The 17,069-nt window shown below is 69.0% G+C and carries 13 protein-coding genes; 7 read left to right on the forward strand and 6 right to left on the reverse strand.

The features are described from left to right. The first annotated feature begins 362 nt into the window (after window positions 1-362). Window positions 363-4,295: a trifunctional transcriptional regulator/proline dehydrogenase/L-glutamate gamma-semialdehyde dehydrogenase gene (gene putA, locus H3H55_RS00570; protein ID WP_193097397.1), complete on the forward strand. Its 3,933-nt coding sequence runs from the start codon at window positions 363-365 to the stop codon at window positions 4,293-4,295. Between the two features lie 84 nt (window positions 4,296-4,379). Next, window positions 4,380-5,519, forward strand: a complete 1,140-nt coding sequence (locus H3H55_RS00575; protein WP_048247892.1) for a branched-chain amino acid ABC transporter substrate-binding protein — start codon at window positions 4,380-4,382, stop codon at window positions 5,517-5,519. A 108-nt stretch (window positions 5,520-5,627) separates the two neighbouring features. Here the strand turns inward: H3H55_RS00575 and H3H55_RS00580 are convergent, their stop codons facing one another. Beyond that, window positions 5,628-7,139, reverse strand: coding sequence for a class I adenylate-forming enzyme family protein (locus H3H55_RS00580; protein WP_193097398.1), 1,512 nt, complete (start codon window positions 7,137-7,139; stop codon window positions 5,628-5,630). Window positions 7,140-7,185: 46 nt separating this feature from the next. Next, window positions 7,186-8,838: an acyl-CoA dehydrogenase family protein gene (locus H3H55_RS00585; RefSeq protein WP_193097399.1), complete on the reverse strand. Its 1,653-nt coding sequence runs from the start codon at window positions 8,836-8,838 to the stop codon at window positions 7,186-7,188. Between the two features lie 120 nt (window positions 8,839-8,958). Here H3H55_RS00585 and H3H55_RS00590 point away from each other — a divergent pair, with 120 nt between their 5' ends. From H3H55_RS00590 to H3H55_RS00605, 4 genes are all read left to right on the forward strand, one after another. Further along, on the forward strand, window positions 8,959-9,627 hold the full coding sequence (locus H3H55_RS00590; protein WP_193097400.1) for a TetR/AcrR family transcriptional regulator: 669 nt from the start codon (window positions 8,959-8,961) through the stop codon (window positions 9,625-9,627). Window positions 9,628-9,838: 211 nt separating this feature from the next. Further along, on the forward strand, window positions 9,839-10,993 hold the full coding sequence (locus H3H55_RS00595; protein ID WP_129513381.1) for a pyridoxal phosphate-dependent aminotransferase: 1,155 nt from the start codon (window positions 9,839-9,841) through the stop codon (window positions 10,991-10,993). Between the two features lie 52 nt (window positions 10,994-11,045). Continuing rightward, a complete protein-coding gene (locus H3H55_RS00600) occupies window positions 11,046-11,834 on the forward strand; it encodes an ABC transporter substrate-binding protein (RefSeq protein ID WP_193097401.1) in 789 nt (262 codons plus the stop codon). Between the two features lie 13 nt (window positions 11,835-11,847). Next, a complete protein-coding gene (locus tag H3H55_RS00605) occupies window positions 11,848-13,278 on the forward strand; it encodes an FAD-binding oxidoreductase (protein WP_193097402.1) in 1,431 nt (476 codons plus the stop codon). A 45-nt stretch (window positions 13,279-13,323) separates the two neighbouring features. On the opposite strand, the gene H3H55_RS00610 is transcribed toward H3H55_RS00605, so the two are convergent. The 4 genes from H3H55_RS00610 to H3H55_RS37535 form a co-directional block, all read right to left on the reverse strand. After that, complete coding sequence (locus H3H55_RS00610) at window positions 13,324-13,896, reverse strand: PadR family transcriptional regulator (RefSeq protein ID WP_193097403.1); 573 nt, start codon at window positions 13,894-13,896, stop codon at window positions 13,324-13,326. Between the two features lie 68 nt (window positions 13,897-13,964). Further along, window positions 13,965-14,396, reverse strand: a complete 432-nt coding sequence (gene cadR / locus H3H55_RS00615) for a Cd(II)/Pb(II)-responsive transcriptional regulator (RefSeq protein WP_048247878.1) — start codon at window positions 14,394-14,396, stop codon at window positions 13,965-13,967. Between the two features lie 51 nt (window positions 14,397-14,447). Beyond that, window positions 14,448-14,855, reverse strand: coding sequence for a hypothetical protein (locus tag H3H55_RS37220; RefSeq protein ID WP_319022247.1), 408 nt, complete (start codon window positions 14,853-14,855; stop codon window positions 14,448-14,450). Then, window positions 14,822-14,956, reverse strand: coding sequence for a hypothetical protein (locus tag H3H55_RS37535; protein WP_256218026.1), 135 nt, complete (start codon window positions 14,954-14,956; stop codon window positions 14,822-14,824). The genes H3H55_RS37220 and H3H55_RS37535 overlap by 34 nt, the downstream gene beginning before the upstream one ends. A 4-nt stretch (window positions 14,957-14,960) precedes the next feature. Between H3H55_RS37535 and H3H55_RS00620 the strand changes: the two genes are divergently transcribed. Continuing rightward, window positions 14,961-17,066: a heavy metal translocating P-type ATPase gene (locus tag H3H55_RS00620; RefSeq protein WP_226799896.1), complete on the forward strand. Its 2,106-nt coding sequence runs from the start codon at window positions 14,961-14,963 to the stop codon at window positions 17,064-17,066. Window positions 17,067-17,069 lie beyond the last annotated feature (3 nt).

Raw genomic sequence — 17,069 nt, forward strand, 5'->3', positions numbered from 1 at the left:
ATCGCGCGGCGCGCTGCCCGGTGTTGACGCCCGGGCCGCCGGGCACCCTCGAACTGTCTCTCGTCGCGCGCCCGCAACCCGGCGCCGCACCCGCCGGCACACCCAGTGCAACCCGTTTTGTTCCGCTTTCGCACACACCGCGGGTTGCCCACGCGTGTCAAACCGGCCCGCTCAGGGAAAACACCGATCCGCCGACCACGGGCAACCCCTAGGTTGCAACCGTCTAAGTGGCTGATTATATTGACTATCCAAAGGGTGCAACCTATCTCTCAATTTGGTTGCACCTTTTTATTGCGTGCCGTAGGATTTCGCGCATCCTCTCACACCACATTGCCGGGCTCGCACCGGCGCACGAACCCACCATGGCAAGCACGACTCTCGGCGTCAAAGTCGACGATCTTCTCCGCTCGCGCCTCAAGGACGCTGCCGCGCGTCTCGAGCGCACCCCCCACTGGCTGATCAAGCAGGCGATCTTCGCGTATCTCGAGCGGATCGAGCACGGTCAGTTGCCGCCCGAGCTGTCGGGCCACAGCGGCGTCACGGAGCTCGCCGACGGCCAGGCCGCGGACGGCGACGACGACAACTCGCCGCATCCGTTCCTCGAGTTCGCGCAGAACGTGCAGCCGCAATCGGTGCTGCGCGCGGCGATCACGGCGGCATACCGCCGCCCCGAGCCGGAATGCGTGCCGTTCCTGCTCGGCCAGGCACGCTTGCCCGCGAACCTGCAGGCGGATGTGCAGGCGCTCGCGACCAAGCTCGTCGAGGCGCTGCGCGAGAAGAGCTCGGGCGGCGGCGTCGAAGGGCTGATCCACGAGTTCTCGCTGTCGAGCCAGGAGGGCGTCGCGCTGATGTGCCTCGCCGAAGCGCTGCTGCGCATTCCCGACCGCGCGACGCGCGATGCGCTGATCCGCGACAAGATCAGCAAGGGCGACTGGCGTTCGCACGTCGGCCACGCGCCGTCGCTGTTCGTCAACGCGGCGACCTGGGGGCTGATGATCACGGGCAAGCTCGTGACCACCAACAGCGAAGCGGGCCTGTCGTCGGCGCTCACGCGCCTGATCGGCCGCGGCGGCGAGCCGCTGATCCGCAAGGGCGTCGACATGGCGATGCGCCTGATGGGCGAGCAGTTCGTCACCGGCGAAACGATTTCGGAAGCGCTCGCGAACAGCCGCAAGTACGAAGCGCGCGGCTTCCGCTACTCGTACGACATGCTCGGCGAAGCGGCGACGACCGAAGAGGACGCGCAGCGTTACTACGCGTCGTACGAGCAGGCGATCCACGCGATCGGCAAGGCGGCCGGCGGCCGCGGCATCTACGAAGGCCCGGGCATCTCGATCAAGCTGTCGGCACTGCACGCGCGCTATTCGCGCTCGCAGCAGGACCGCACGATGAGCGAGCTGCTGCCGCGCGTGCGCGCGCTCGCGCTGCTGGCACGCCGCTACGACATCGGCCTGAACATCGACGCGGAAGAAGCCGACCGCCTCGAACTGTCGCTCGACCTGCTCGAGGCACTGTGCTTCGATCCGGATCTCGCGGGCTGGAACGGCATCGGCTTTGTCGTGCAGGGCTACCAGAAGCGCTGCCCGTTCGTGATCGACTACCTGATCGATCTCGCGCGCCGCAGCCGTCACCGCCTGATGATCCGCCTCGTGAAGGGCGCGTACTGGGACAGCGAGATCAAGCGTGCGCAGGTCGACGGCCTCGAAGGCTATCCGGTCTATACGCGCAAGATCTACACGGACGTGTCGTACCTCGCGTGCGCGAAGAAGCTGCTCGCGGCGCCCGACGCCGTCTATCCGCAGTTCGCGACGCACAACGCGCACACGCTGGCCGCGATCTATCAGCTCGCGGGCCAGAACTACTACCCGGGCCAGTATGAATTCCAGTGCCTGCACGGGATGGGCGAGCCGCTGTACGAGGAAGTCACGGGCCGCGACAAGCTGAACCGTCCGTGCCGCGTCTACGCGCCGGTCGGCACGCACGAGACGCTGCTCGCGTACCTGGTGCGCCGCCTGCTGGAAAATGGCGCGAACACGTCGTTCGTGAACCGCATCGCCGACAAGACCGTGCCGGTGAAGGAACTGGTCGCCGATCCGGTCGACGAAGCGGCGAAGGTCGTGCCGCTCGGCGCGCCGCACGCGAAGATCCCGCTGCCGCGCAACCTGTACGGCGACGAGCGTCCCAACTCGATGGGCCTCGACCTGTCGAATGAACATCGTCTCGCATCGCTGTCGTCCGCGCTGCTCGCGAGCGCGCATTTCCCGTGGCGCGCGGCGCCGATGCTCGCCGACGACGCGCTCGCCGATGCACCGGCCCGCGACGTGCGCAACCCGGCCGACCAGCGCGACACGGTCGGCACGGTCAGCGAAGCGACGGCCGAGCACGTGAGCGCGGCACTCGCGCACGCGGTGGCTGCCGCGCCGATCTGGCAGGCGACGCCGGTCGATGCGCGCGCCGATTGCCTGGTGCGCGCGGCCGACCTGCTCGAAGCGCAGATGCACACGCTGATGGGCCTGATCGTGCGCGAAGCCGGCAAGTCGCTGCCGAACGCGATCGCCGAGATCCGCGAGGCGGTCGACTTCCTGCGCTACTACGCCGCGCAGATCCGCGAGGAATTCTCGAACGACACGCATCGCCCGCTCGGCCCCGTGGTCTGCATCAGCCCATGGAACTTCCCGCTCGCGATCTTCATGGGCCAGGTGGCCGCAGCGCTGGCAGCCGGCAACACGGTGCTCGCGAAGCCGGCCGAACAGACGCCACTGATCGCCGCGCAGGCCGTACGCCTGCTGCGCGAGGCCGGCGTGCCGGCCGGCGCGGTGCAACTGCTGCCGGGCGACGGCGAGACCGTCGGCGCGGCACTGGTCGCCGATCCGCGCACGCGTGCGGTGATGTTCACGGGCTCGACCGAAGTCGCGCGCCTGATCAACAAGACGCTGTCCGCGCGTCTCGACCCGGACGGCAAGCCGATTCCGCTGATCGCCGAAACGGGCGGCCAGAACGCGATGATCGTCGATTCGTCGGCGCTCGCGGAGCAGGTCGTCGCGGACGTGATGCAGTCGTCGTTCGACTCGGCCGGTCAACGGTGTTCGGCGCTGCGCGTTCTGTGTCTGCAGGACGATGTCGCGGACCGCACGCTGACGATGCTCAAGGGCGCGATGCACGAGCTCGCGCTCGGCAACCCCGACCGGCTGTCGACGGACGTCGGCCCGGTGATCGACGGCGAAGCGAAACAGACGATCGACACGCACGTCGCGACGATGAAGGACAAGGGCCACGCGGTCACGCAACTGCCGGCGCCCGAAGCCTGCACGCACGGCACGTTCGTGCCGCCGACGCTGATCGAGATCGGCAGCATCGACGAGCTGAAGCGCGAAGTGTTCGGCCCCGTGCTGCACGTGGTGCGCTACCGCCGCAGCCAGCTCGACAAGCTGCTGGAACAGATCCGCGCGACCGGCTACGGCCTGACGCTCGGCATCCACACGCGGATCGACGAGACGATCGCGCACGTGATCTCGAATGCGCACGTGGGCAACATCTACGTGAACCGCAACGTGATCGGCGCGGTGGTCGGCGTGCAGCCGTTCGGCGGCGAAGGGCTGTCGGGCACGGGCCCGAAGGCCGGCGGCGCGCTGTACCTGCAGCGCCTGCTTGCGACGCGTCCGTCGGGCCTGCCGCGCACGCTCGCGCAGGCGCTGGTGGCGGACGGCGCGGTCGAAGGCGATGCACGCGGCAACCCGGCGGCAGCGCTCACCACGCTGCGCGACTGGCTGATCGAGCAGCGCGAGCCGGTGCTGGCCGCGCGTTGCGACGGTTATCTCGCACAGGTGCCGGCCGGTGCAACCGCGGTGCTGACCGGGCCGACGGGCGAGCGAAACACGTATACACTCGGCCCGCGCGGCACGGTGCTGTGTGTCGCGGCGACGCCGGGCGGCGCGCGCGCGCAGTTCGCTGCGGTGCTGGCGACCGGTAACCGCGCACTGTTCGCCGGCGCGGCGGGCGAGGCGCTCGTCGCCGCGCTGCCGGCGTCGCTGAAGTCGCACGCGGTCGTGCGCAAGCAGGCCGACGCGGCGTTCGACGCGGTGCTGTTCGAAGGCGACAGCGACGAACTGCAGACGCTCGTGAAGGACGTCGCGCAGCGGCCGGGCCCGATCGTGTCGGTGCAGGGCGTGTCGGTGGGCGCGTTCGAGAACGGCGACGCGGAAGACTACGCGCTCGAGCGGCTGCTGACCGAACGCTCGGTGAGCGTGAATACGGCCGCGGCGGGCGGCAATGCGAATTTGATGACGATCGGCTGATCATCCTTGCCGTTCGGATCAAACAAAGGAAGCGGCAAGGCGATCCCGAAGCCGCTCCATTTACCCTGGTACCAAGGAGATGCTATGCAACACACGATGAAAAAGCTGGCAGGCGCGACGTTTGTCGCCGTCATGTCGCTGGCGGGGACGGCCCATGCAGATGACGTGAAGATCGGTTACGCAGGGCCGATGACGGGTGCGCAGGCGCACTACGGCAAGGATATGCAGAACGGGATCGTGCTCGCGCTGGAAGATTTCAACGCGACGAACCCGAAGATCGGCGGCAAGCCGGTGAAGTTCGTGCTGAGCACGCAGGACGACCAGGCTGACCCGCGCACGGGCACGACGGTTGCGCAGAAGCTGGTCGACGACGGCATCAAGGGCATGCTCGGCCACTTCAACTCGGGCACGACGATTCCGGCTTCGCGCATCTACGCGAACGCGGGCATTCCGGAAATCGCGATGGCGACGGCGCCGGAATACACGCAGCAGGGTTACAAGACGACCTTCCGCATGATGACGTCCGACACGCAGCAGGGCTCGGTGGCCGGCACGTTCGCGTCGAAGGATCTCGGCATGAAGAAGATCGCGATCGTCGACGACCGCACGGCCTACGGCCAGGGTCTCGCCGACCAGTTCGAGAAGGCCGCGAAGGCCGGCGGCGCGACGATCGTCGACCGCGAATTCACGAACGACAAGGCTGTCGACTTCAAGGCGATCCTGACCAAGCTGAAGTCCGTGAAGCCGGACCTCGTCTACTACGGCGGCGCGGATTCGCAGGCAGCGCCGATGGTCAAGCAGATGAAGACGCTCGGCATCACGGCACCGCTGATGAGCGGCGAAATGGTGAAGACGCCGACGTTCCTGAAGATCGCGGGCAACGCATCGGAAGGCACGATCGCGTCGCTGGCCGGTCTCCCGCTCGAAGAGATGCCTGGCGGCAAGACGTACGCCGACAAGTACAAGAAGCGCTTCGGCGAAGACGTGCAGACCTACTCGCCGTACGCATACGACGGCGCGATGGCGATGCTCAACGCGATGAAGAAGGCCGATTCGACCGATCCGGCGAAGTACCTGCCGGTGCTCGCGAAGAGCGACATGGCGGGTGTCACGTCGACGCACGTCGCGTATGACGCGAAGGGCGACCTGAAGAACGGCGGCATCACGATGTACAAGGTCGAGAAGGGCGAGTGGAAGCCGCTGAAGAGCATCGGCGGCAAGTAAGCAGCCTTTGAATCGCGGGCGGCGGCGCGTGTCGCTGCCCGGTCGATCAAGCGAAAAAGCCACCGGGCCCGACGGCCCGGTGGCTTTTTTCATCTGCGCGAGCGGGCGCTAGTCGTCCTTGCGCACGCGCAGCAGGAACTTCTGCAGCTTGCCCGTCGGCGTGCGCGGCAGCGCCTGCGCGAACACGAACTCGCGCGGGATCTTGTACGCGGCGAGCCGTTCGCCGCAGAACGCGCGCAGCGCGTCCGCGTCGGGCACCGCGCCCGTACGCAGCACGACGTGCGCGACGACCGTCTCGCCCCAGTCGGGATGCGGGACGCCGACCACGGCCGCTTCGGCGATGTCCGGGTGCGCGCCGAGCACGTCCTCCACTTCCTTCGAATAGACGTTCTCGCCACCCGTCACGATCATGTCCTTCAGCCGGTCGACGATGAACAGATAGCCATCCTGATCGATCCGCGCGATGTCGCCGGTGCGATACCAGCCGTCCGGCGCGAACGCGGCGCGCGTCGCGGCCGCGTCGTCGAGATAACCGAGCATCATGCTGTCGGCCTTCAGCCAGATTTCGCCGGTCTCGCCCGGTCGCGCGTCGATGCCGTCCATCCGCACGACGCGCAGGTCGACCCCCGGACCGCCGTGGCGGCCGATCGAACCGGCCTTCGCGACCTGCTCGTCCGGATACAGCGTCGAGCCGGCCGGCCCCGTTTCCGTCATCCCGTACACCTGGAAGAACGCATCGCTGCGATAGGCGCGTGCGAGCCGTTCGGCCTGCGCGGCGCCGATCGGGCCGCCGCCGTACAGCCATGCGCGCACGCTCGACAGATCGAATGCCGCGAAGCCGTCGACCGTGTCGAGCGGCAGCGTGTACGACACCGGCGCACCGAAATACAGCGTCACGCGCTCGCGCTCGATGGCCTGCAGGAAGCGCAGCGGATGATATTCGCGCAGCAGCACGACGGTGCCGCCCGCATACAGCGTGCCGCCGAACCAGTTGTTGAGCGGCGACGAATGCCAGATCGGCATCGCCATCAGCGTGCGCTCGTGGCGGCCGATGCCGATCGCGAGGGCCGCCGACATCGCCGCGAGCGTCACGGTGCGGTGGCTGTGCACGCAGCCTTTCGGGCGGCCGGTCGTGCCGGACGTGTAGAGGATCTGTGCGATGTCGCCGTCGGCGGGATCGATGCCCGCGAGGCCGTCCATGGCGGCGCACATCGTGTCGAAGGACGGCACACCGTCGAGCTCGCCTTCGGTCACGAGCCGCCGCGCGGGATGCACGATGCGTTCGAGCACCGGCGCGAGCGTCACGTCGAACAGGAGCGCCTTGCTGCGGCTGTGTTCGAGCACGTAGTCGACTTCCGGCGCCTGCAGCTTGTGGTTGATCGGCACGAACGTCGCGCCGAGCCGCCACGCGCCGAACATCAGGTCGACGAACGCCGGCGTGTTGAAGCACATCGCGGCGACGCGATCGCCGGCTGCGATGCCGAGCGCGCTCAGCACGCCCGCCGCGCGGTGCGAGCGCTCGCGCGCGGCCGCATAGGTGATCGTCGCGGATTCGCTGACGAGGAACGGCTTGTCGGGCGTCGCGCGGGCGGCGCGGTCGAGGGCGGCGACGAGGTTCATCGGGGGCTCCGGGCGGGGCGAACGAAGGCGAACGAACGGGCGTTCGTCAGGCGGGATACGCGCGCTGCAGCAGCGCGGCGACGTCGATCGCGTGTGGGTCGAAGCCACCCGCGATGCGGCCCCAGTCGGGTGCGGCGAGCCGCGTCGCGACGAACGCGTCGGCGACGGCCGCGGGCGCATCGCGGCGCAGCAGGCACGCCTGCGCGACGAGCGCGAGTCGCTGCGCGAACACGCGGCCCGATGCCTCGAGCGTGTCGGCGGGCGCGCCGAGCATCGCGCGCAGCGTGTCGAGCGCCGTGCGGATGCGTGGTTCGCCCGCGCCGAGGTCGGTGAGCTCGGCGAACAGCGCGGCGGCCGCGTCGGGCTCGCGCGATACCGCGCGCAGCACGTCGAGGCACATCACGTTGCCCGAGCCTTCCCAGATCGAGTTGACGGGCGCCTCGCGGAACAGCCGCGCGATCGGGCCGTCGTCGACGTAGCCGTTGCCGCCGAACACTTCCATCACCTCGCCGGTCAGCTCGACCGCGCGCTTGCAGACCCAGAATTTCGCGGCGGGCGTGACGATCCGCTTCCATGCGCGTTCGCTCGGCGAGTCGTCGCGCTCGAACGCGTCGGCAAGGCGCATCGCGAGCACGAGCGCGGCTTCGCTTTCGAGCGCGAGATCGGCGAGCACGGTGCGCATCAGCGGCTGCTCGGCGAGCGCGCGGCCGAACGCGTGACGCTGGCGCGTGTACGCGATCGCCTGCACGACCCCCTGGCGCAGCATCGCCGCGCTGCCGAGCACGCAGTTCAGCCGCGTGTAGGTGGCCATCTCGATGATGGTCGGAATGCCGCGGCCTTCGTCGCCGAGCATGATCCCCCACGCGTCGTTCAGCTCGATCTCGCTGCTCGAGTTGCTGCGGTTGCCGACTTTGTTCTTCAGCCGCTGGATCTCGACCGCGTTCTTCGTGCCGTCCGGCCGCCAGCGCGGCACGTAGAAGCACGACGGGCTGCCGCCTTCGGTGTGCGCGACGACGAGGTGCGCGTCGCACATCGGCGCGGAGAAGAACCACTTGTGGCCGCGCAGCCGGTATTCGCCGCCGCGCCCGCCCGCGCCGACGGCGGTCGCGAGCGTCGTGTTCGCGCGCACGTCGGAGCCGCCCTGTTTCTCGGTCATCCCCATGCCGAACCAGATCGCGCGCTTGTCGGCGACCGGCACGTCGCGCGGATCGTAGTCGTCGCTGTAGAGCTTGTCGCGCAGCAGGTCCCACAGCGCGGGCTCCTTCTGCAGCACGGGGATCGCGGCCTGCGTCATCGTCGCCGGGCACAGCGTGCCGGCCTCGATCTGACCGTGCAGGTAGAAGCCTGCGGCGGTCGCGGCCCAGCGGCCGCGGCGCGACTCGCGGAACGCGAGCGACACGAAACCTTCGTGGCGGTACTGGCCGAGCAGCGTGTGCCACGCCGGGTGGAAGTCGACGCGGTCGATGCGCCGGCCGCGCCGGTCGAACGTGTGCAGTTCCGGCGTGTGCTGGTTCGCTTCGTCGGCGAGCCGCGCGGTGTCGGCGCTGCCGAGCCGCGCGCCGTACGCGTCGAGTTGCGGCATGGCCCAGTCGGCGCCCGCGCGGGCGAGTGCGTCGCGCAGCGCGACGTCCGTCGCGAAGAGGTTATAGTCGGTCAGTTCGTCGAACTGGTTCGTGACGGCGTGAGTCGATTCGGTCATCGAGGTGGTCTCCGGTCTCATGCTTCGCGGGCGGCCGGCGTCATGCAACACCGGTGGCGCTGCGGCGCTGGTTCCGGCTCCCGGTAAAACGCATTCCCTGCTGATTTCAGAGTAGCAAATATGCCGCCGCGACATGTTCAGGTTCCGGCGCCGCCCGGCCAGCCGGCGGCGCAACCCGCGCCCGCGTTGCGCCGCCGGCCGCGCCAGTCGCGTGCGCAGGCGAGTTCCGACGCGCTGCAGCAGGCGTTCGTTCAGCTTTTGCTCGAACGCGGCTACGCGAAGGCGACGATCCGCGAGATCGCGGCCGTCGCGGGCGTGAGCGTCGGCACCTTCTACGAGTATTTCGGCGACAAACAGAGCCTCGCGGCGCTCTGCATCCACCGGTACGTGCTGGCGATGGCCGACCGGCTGCGCGATCTGGCGCAGCGGTTGCGCGGTGCGCCGCGGGCCGAACTCGCCGTGGCGCTCGTCGACCTGCAGGTCGACGCGATTGGCGCCGACGCGGCGCTGTGGAGCGCGCTGTTCGCGCTGGAGCGGCAGGTGTCGCCGCTCGCCGCTTACCGCCGGCATTACGACGCGTATGTCGCGCTGTGGCGCGACGCGCTTGCGCATGCGGCCGATCCGCCGCCGGCCGCGCGGCTCGACGGGCTCGCGCGGATGGCGCACACGGTCTGCTACGGCGGCCTCTCGCAGGCGTTGCTGACGCTCGGGCCCGCGCCCGACATGGCCGCGTTGCGCGGCGAACTGCGGGCCGTGCTGCTTGCGTATCTGGCGGCGGCCGGCCGGTAACAGGCCCTAGGGGTAATGCCTGATTCGCATGTGAGGTCGGCAGGTTGGCCTTGCCGATGCGTGCTTCACACCGGGTGGCATGAGAAAAATGCATGGCCGCCATGACGAACTTTCGATTGTCCGCCGATATTGGCTGGGGCTAAATCATGCGGCAGATGCAGGGCCGCGCGCTGCGCGTGGGCCAGCCCGAAGGACATCAGAAGGAGGAGTCATGCGAAGCGCCACCGCGCCCCGTTCGAAACTGCCCGACGTCGGGACGACGATCTTCACGGTGATCGGCCAACTGGCCGCTCAGCACGATGCGTTGAACCTGTCGCAGGGCGCGCCGAATTTCGCGCCCGATCCGGCGCTCGTCGAAGGCGTCGCCCGTGCGATGCGCGACGGGCACAACCAGTACGCGCCGATGGCCGGGCTCGCGTCGCTGCGCGAGCGGCTCGCGGAGAAGACCGAGGCGCTGTACGGCGCGCGCTACGACCCGGCGACCGAGATCACGGTGATCGCGAGCGCGAGCGAAGGGCTCTATGCGGCGATCAGCGCGCTCGTGCATCCGGGCGACGAGGTGATCTATTTCGAGCCGTCGTTCGACAGCTACGCGCCGATCGTGCGGCTGCAGGGCGCGACGCCCGTCGCGATCAAGCTGTCGCCCGAGCATTTCCGCGTGAACTGGGACGAGGTGGCCGCGGCGATCACGCCGCGCACGCGGATGATCATCGTGAACACGCCGCACAACCCGACCGCGACCGTGTTCTCGGCCGACGATCTCGCGCGGCTCGCGCAGCTCACGCGCGACACCGGCATCGTGATCCTGTCCGACGAAGTGTACGAACACGTCGTGTTCGACGGCGCGCTGCACCAGAGCGTCGCGCGCCACCGCGAGCTGGCCGAGCGCAGCGTGATCGTGTCGTCGTTCGGCAAGTCGTTCCACGTGACGGGCTGGCGGGTCGGCCATTGCCTCGCGCCGGCCGAGCTGATGGACGAGATCCGCAAGGTGCACCAGTTCATGGTGTTCGCGGCCGACACGCCGATGCAGGTCGCGTTCGCGGAGATCCTCGCGCGGCCGGACAGCTATCTCGGCCTGTCGGCGTTCTACCAGGCCAAGCGCGACCTGCTCGCGCGCGAGCTGGCCGATTCGCGTTTCGAGCTGCTGCCGAGCGAAGGCTCGTTCTTCATGCTCGCGCGCTTCCGGCACTTCTCGGACGAAAGCGACAGCGATTTCGTGCTGCGCCTGATCCGCGACGCGCGCGTCGCGACGATTCCGCTGTCGGCGTTCTATACCGACGGCACCGATGCCGGCGTGATCCGGCTCAGTTTTTCGAAGGACGACGCGACGCTGGTCGAAGGCGCGCGGCGGCTGCGTTCGCTGTAGTACGAAAACCGGCGACGGGGACGTCGCATCGACCAGGCACAAGGAGATCACGATGAAGCACACGGCAACCCTGAAACTCGCATTCGCACTCGCGTGCGCAATCGGCTCCGGCGTGGCACTCGCCGATGCGCAGACGCTGCGCTTCGGCCTCGAGGCGCAATATCCGCCGTTCGAATCGAAAGCGCCGAACGGCGACCTGCAGGGCTTCGACATCGACGTCGGGAACGCCGTCTGCCAGACGGCGAAGCTGTCGTGCAAATGGGTCGAGACGTCGTTCGACGGCCTGATTCCGGCGCTGAAGGGCCGCAAGTTCGACGCGATCAACTCGGCGATGAACGCGACCGAGCAGCGGCGCCAGGCGATCGATTTCACGACGATCATCTATCGCGTGCCGACCCAGCTGATCGCGCGCACCGGCAGCGGCCTGCTGCCGACACCCGAATCGCTGAAGGGCAAGCGCGTCGGCGTGCTGCAGGCGTCGATCCAGGAAACCTACGCGAAGGCGCACTGGGAGCCGGCCGGCGTCGCGATCGTCCCGTACCAGGACCAGAACCAGGCGTACACGGACCTCGTGTCGGGCCGCCTCGATGCGACGCTCGTGCTCGCGCCGTCCGGCCAGCGCGGCTTCCTGTCGCGCCCGGACGGCAAGGGTTTCTCGTTCGTCGGCCAGCCCGTGCACGACGACCGGATCCTCGGCAGCGGTATCGCATTCGGCCTGCGCAAGGGCGACGACGCGCTGAAGGCGAAGCTCGATGCGGCGATCGACAAGCTGAAGGCGGACGGCACGGTGAAGTCGCTGGGCTTGAAGTATTTCGGCGACATCGACATCTCGACGAAGTAAGCGGGGACGCGCGATGCAGAACCGGGAAACGGCCGCCGCGGGTAGTGCGCAGGGCGGCGCGCCGCTGTCGGGCGACGCGCTCGAAGCCGTGCTCGTCGCCGAACTGGGCGACGCGCTCGTCACGCGCTCGGCCGACATCGATCCCCGCTACTTCACGGCGTACAACGAGCCGGCCGGCGTCCGGCCGCGCGCGCTGGTGCGCCCGCGCGGCGTCGACGACGTGTCGCGCACGCTCGCGCTGTGCACGCGGCTCGGCCAGCCGGTGGTGCCGCAAGGCGGGCTGACGGGGCTCGCACGCGGCGCGGTCGCGCTCGGCGGCGAGATCGTGCTGTCGATGGAGCGCTTCGCGGGCATCGACGCGCTCGACGCGGCGGCCGGCACGATGACCGTGCGCGCCGGGACGCCGCTGCAGACGGTGCAGGAGGCCGCGGAAGCGGCGGGCTTCACGTTCGGCGTGGATCTCGGCGCGCGCGGCTCGTGCCAGATCGGCGGCATGCTCGCGACCAATGCGGGCGGCACGCGCGCGATCCGCTACGGGATGATGCGCGAGCAGGTGCTCGGGCTCGAGGCCGTGCTCGCGGACGGCACGGTCGTGTCGTCGATGAACCGGATGCTGAAGAACAACGCGGGCTACGACCTGAAGCAGCTGTTCATCGGCAGCGAAGGGACGCTCGGCGTCGTCACGCGCGCCGTGCTGCGGCTGCATCCGTTGCTGGCCGCGCCGGCCACGGCGCTTTGCCGCGTGCGCGACTACGACGCGGTGGCCGGATTGTGGAACCGCATGCGTACGCTGCCCGAGGTCGTCAGCTTCGAGGCGATGTGGCCGTCGTTCTACGACTACGTTGCGCATCACACGCCGGGCGTGGCCGCGCCGTTCGCGGGCGACGGCGGTTTCGCGGTGCTGATCGAATGCGCGACGAGCGCGCCGGGCGGCGATGCGCACCATGCGCTGGAAACCGGCCTCGCAGCCGGGATCGACGCAGGGCTCGTGGAAGACGCGGTGCTCGCGACGTCGGAGCGGCAGGCGCGCGACCTGTGGACGCTGCGCGAAGGTCTCGCGATCGATGCACTGCCCCATCTCGTCAACTTCGACGTGAGCCTGCCGACGGGCGAACTCGGCGCTTTCGCCGAGCGCTGCGAGGCGGCGCTGCGGGCGCGCTGGCCGGACGTCACGTGCCTGTTCTTCGGCCATGTCGGCGACGGCAACGTGCATATCGGCGTGTCGCTGGCCGGCATGACCGACGCGGACGTCGACGCGCTCGATCACTGCGTGTACGCGGTGGTGCGAGACATGGGCGGCTCGGTGTCGGCCGAGCACGGCATCGGCGTGCTCAAGCGTCCTTATCTCGCGCACACGCGCAGCGACGCGGAAATCGGGCTGATGCGGCGGCTGAAGACCGCGCTCGACCCGCACGGCATCCTGAATCCCGGCAAGGTACTTTGACAGGGTCTGATCCCGTTGCAGGCGGGAATCGGCCTTCGTTCCTTGTCAGCCGTCCACCCAGCGCAGCGCGCCGATCTTCAGGTGTTCGACGACGCTGCGCGCCCAGCCGAGCTCCGCGTTGAGCAGCACGAGCGCATGTTCGTTCTGCAGCAGGAACAGGCGCGGCACCTGGTCGGCCTGCGCGGCGTTGCGCAGCGTTTCCAGGCGTTCGCGCTCGGCGTCGAGCCGGGCAATACGAAGCTCGAGCTGGTGCCGTGCATCGTCGGCGTCGAGCAGCGGCAGGAACGCGAGGCCGGCGCCGAAGGCGGGAAACTCGCGTGCGGGCTCGGCGAGCAGCGCATGCAGCCAGGTTTGCCCGGCCGCGTGCCCGGCCTCGGTCAGCGCATAGAGCGTGCGCTCCGGAAATGCACCGTCACGCTCGGTGTCGTGCACGGCGATCAGCCCGTCGCGCAGCAGCCGGTCGATCGTCTGGTAGAGGCTCGTGCGCTGCCGCACGTTGACGACTTCGTCGTACCCGCGGGCCTTCAGTTGCTGCAGCATCCCGTACGGATGCATCGGCGTTTCGGTGAGCGTCGCGAGGACGGCCAGCGCGAGCGAGGACGGGCGGCTCGTAGGCATGAATAGTTATGATATATCTAGTAAGAATATAACTATTCTCAACCAGACTATCTTATTTCACAAGGGTTTCAGCCGAGGTGCGAGCGCTTCGCGGCCGGCGCGACCGTTTCCATTGTCGCGAGACCGTGCACGATTCCGCAATCCTCGACCGAATGTTCGCCGACACACTGACGGCGCAATTCGGTGAGCTGGTCGCGCAGATGCGTGAGTTCCGCGAGGCGCGCGTCGACGTGTCCGATGTGGTCGTCGAGCAGCGAATTGATCGAATCGCAGCGGTCGGCCGGCACGTCGGTGAGCTGCAGCAGCGCGCGGATCTCGTCGTGCGCCATGTCGAGCGCGCGGCAGTTGCGGATGAAGCGCAGCCGTTCGACGTGCAGGTCGGTGTAGTTGCGATAGTTCGAGTCGGTGCGCTCCGCATCCGGCATCAGACCCTCTTTCTCGTAGAAGCGGATCGTTTCGGGTGTACAGCGGGCCGCTTTGGCCAGTTCGCCGATCTTCATGCCTTTCTCCCGTGTAAGGGTTGACCTTGTAGTGGCTTCAGGGTGTTAACTCTACACCGTCAAGCCACAAAGGAGGTTGTCATGACCGACGCCCAGCGTACCCACGACCCACGACACCGTCATGCCGACGGCGCCGATACGTGCTGCGCCGACTCGCGCGACACGCAGACGGCGACCGTTGCCGACGCGGCGCCGGCGGCCGGCGAGCGCGCGCATGCCCACGACCATGATCATGGCCATGGCGGCAAGGGGCACGATCACGACCATGCTGCCGACGACGCGCATCAGCACGGCGCGGCATGCTCGCACGACCACGCCGCGCACGATGACGCGGGTCACGACCACGATCACGATCATGCGCACGGCGATGCGCATGTCCATGGCGCCGCGTGCTCGCACGACCACGCCAGGCACGACCATGCCGGTCACGACCACGACCACGACCACGACCACGACCACGCGGCCGGCGACTGCTGCGCGCCTGCCGCGCTGACGCTCGCGCCGCTGCCGGTCGCGCAGGCGACCGCGTCGGGCCACGTGCGCTCCGCGTTCCGGATCATGCAGATGGACTGCCCGACCGAGGAAACGCTGATCCGCAAGAAGCTCGGCGGGATGAACGAAGTGTCGGCGCTCGAATTCAACCTGATGCAGCGGATGCTGACCGTCGAGCACGTGCCCGGTGCGCAGCCGGCGATCGAAAGCGCGATCCGCACGCTCGGGATGACGCCCGAGGCCGCGTCGCCCGGCGCACCGGCGGCACGCGTCGCCGACGCGCCCAAGCCGTGGTGGCCGCTGGCGCTGGCGGGCGTCGCCGCGATCGCGTCCGAGGGCGCGACCTGGGCCGGGCTGCCCGTGTGGCTGGCGGCGGCGCTCGCGCTCGTCGCGGTGCTCGCGTGCGGGCTCACCACGTACAAGAAGGGCTGGATCGCGATTCGCAACGGCAACCTGAACATCAACGCGCTGATGAGCATCGCGGTGACGGGCGCGATGGCGATCGGCCAGTGGCCCGAGGCCGCGATGGTGATGGTGCTGTTCACGATCGCCGAACTGATCGAGGCGAAGTCGCTCGACCGCGCGCGCAATGCGATCCAGGGCCTGATGCAGCTCGCGCCGGACACCGCGACCGTGCGGGAAGCCGACGGTTCGTGGCGCACGATCGAGGCCGCGCAGGTCGCGCTCGGCGCGGTCGTGCGCGTGAAGCCGGGCGAGCGGATCGGGCTGGACGGCGAAGTCGTCGCGGGCCGCTCGACGGTCAACCAGGCGCCGATCACCGGCGAGAGCCTGCCCGTCGAGAAGACGGCTGGCGACGCGGTGTACGCGGGCACGATCAACGAATCGGGTTCGTTCGAATACCGCGTGACGGCCGTCGCGGCCAATTCGACGCTCGCGCGGATCATCCACGCGGTCGAGGAGGCACAGGGCGCGAAGGCGCCGACGCAGCGCTTCGTCGATCAGTTCGCGCGCGTCTACACGCCGATCGTGTTCGCGGTCGCGCTGCTGGTCGCGGTGGTGCCGCCGCTCGTCGCGGGCGGCGGGTGGCAGGACTGGATCTACCGCGCGCTGGTGCTGCTCGTGATCGCGTGCCCGTGCGCACTGGTGATCTCGACGCCCGTGACGATCGTGTCGGGCCTCGCGGCCGCGGCGCGGCGCGGGATTCTCGTGAAGGGCGGCGTGTATCTGGAAGAAGGGCGCAAGCTCGCGTGGCTCGCGCTCGACAAGACCGGCACGATCACGCACGGCAAGCCGGTGCAGACCGACTTCGACGTGCATGCGTCCGACGCCGATGCCGCGCAGGTCCGGCACCTCGGCGCGAGCCTCGCGGCGCGCTCGGATCACCCGGTGTCGCAGGCGATCGCGGCCGCGGCGCGCGACGCCGGAACGGCGGCGTTCGCCGATGTGCAGGACTTCGAAGCGCTGGTCGGGCGCGGCGTGCGCGGCACGATCGACGGCGCGCGCTACTGGCTCGGCAACCACCGGCTCGTCGAGGAGCTCGAGCGCTGCTCGCCGGCCCTCGAAGCGAAGCTCGATGCGCTCGAGCGGCAGGGCAAGAGCGTCGTGGTGCTGGTCGACGACGCACGCGTGCTCGGCATCTTCGCGGTGGCCGACACGATCAAGGACACGAGCCGCGAGGCGATCGCCGATCTGCATGCGCTCGGCATCCGTACCGCGATGCTGACGGGCGACAACCCGCATACCGCGCAGGCGATCGCGCAGCAGGCCGGCATCGACGACGCGCGCGGCAACCAGTTGCCGGAAGACAAGCTCGCGGCGGTCGAGGAGCTGTCGGCCGGCGGCGCGGGCGCGGTCGGGATGGTCGGCGACGGGATCAACGATGCGCCGGCGCTCGCGCGCGCCGACATCGGTTTCGCGATGGGCGCGATGGGCACCGACACGGCGATCGAGACGGCCGACGTCGCGCTGATGGACGACGACCTGCGCAAGATTCCCGCGTTCGTGCGGCTGTCGCGCGCGACGCACCGCGTCCTGGTGCAGAACATCGGCTTCGCGCTCGGCGTGAAGATCGTGTTCCTCGGCCTGACGGTCGCGGGGCTCGGCACGATGTGGATGGCGGTCTTCGCCGACGCGGGCGCGAGCCTGATCGTCGTGGCCAACGGCTTGCGGCTGCTGTCGTCCTCCGGGGCGTTCGGCGACGCGCGGGCCAAGCGTTGAGGA

The organism is Burkholderia sp. Z1 (assembly GCF_014893795.1).
GTDB lineage: Bacteria > Pseudomonadota > Gammaproteobacteria > Burkholderiales > Burkholderiaceae > Burkholderia > Burkholderia theae.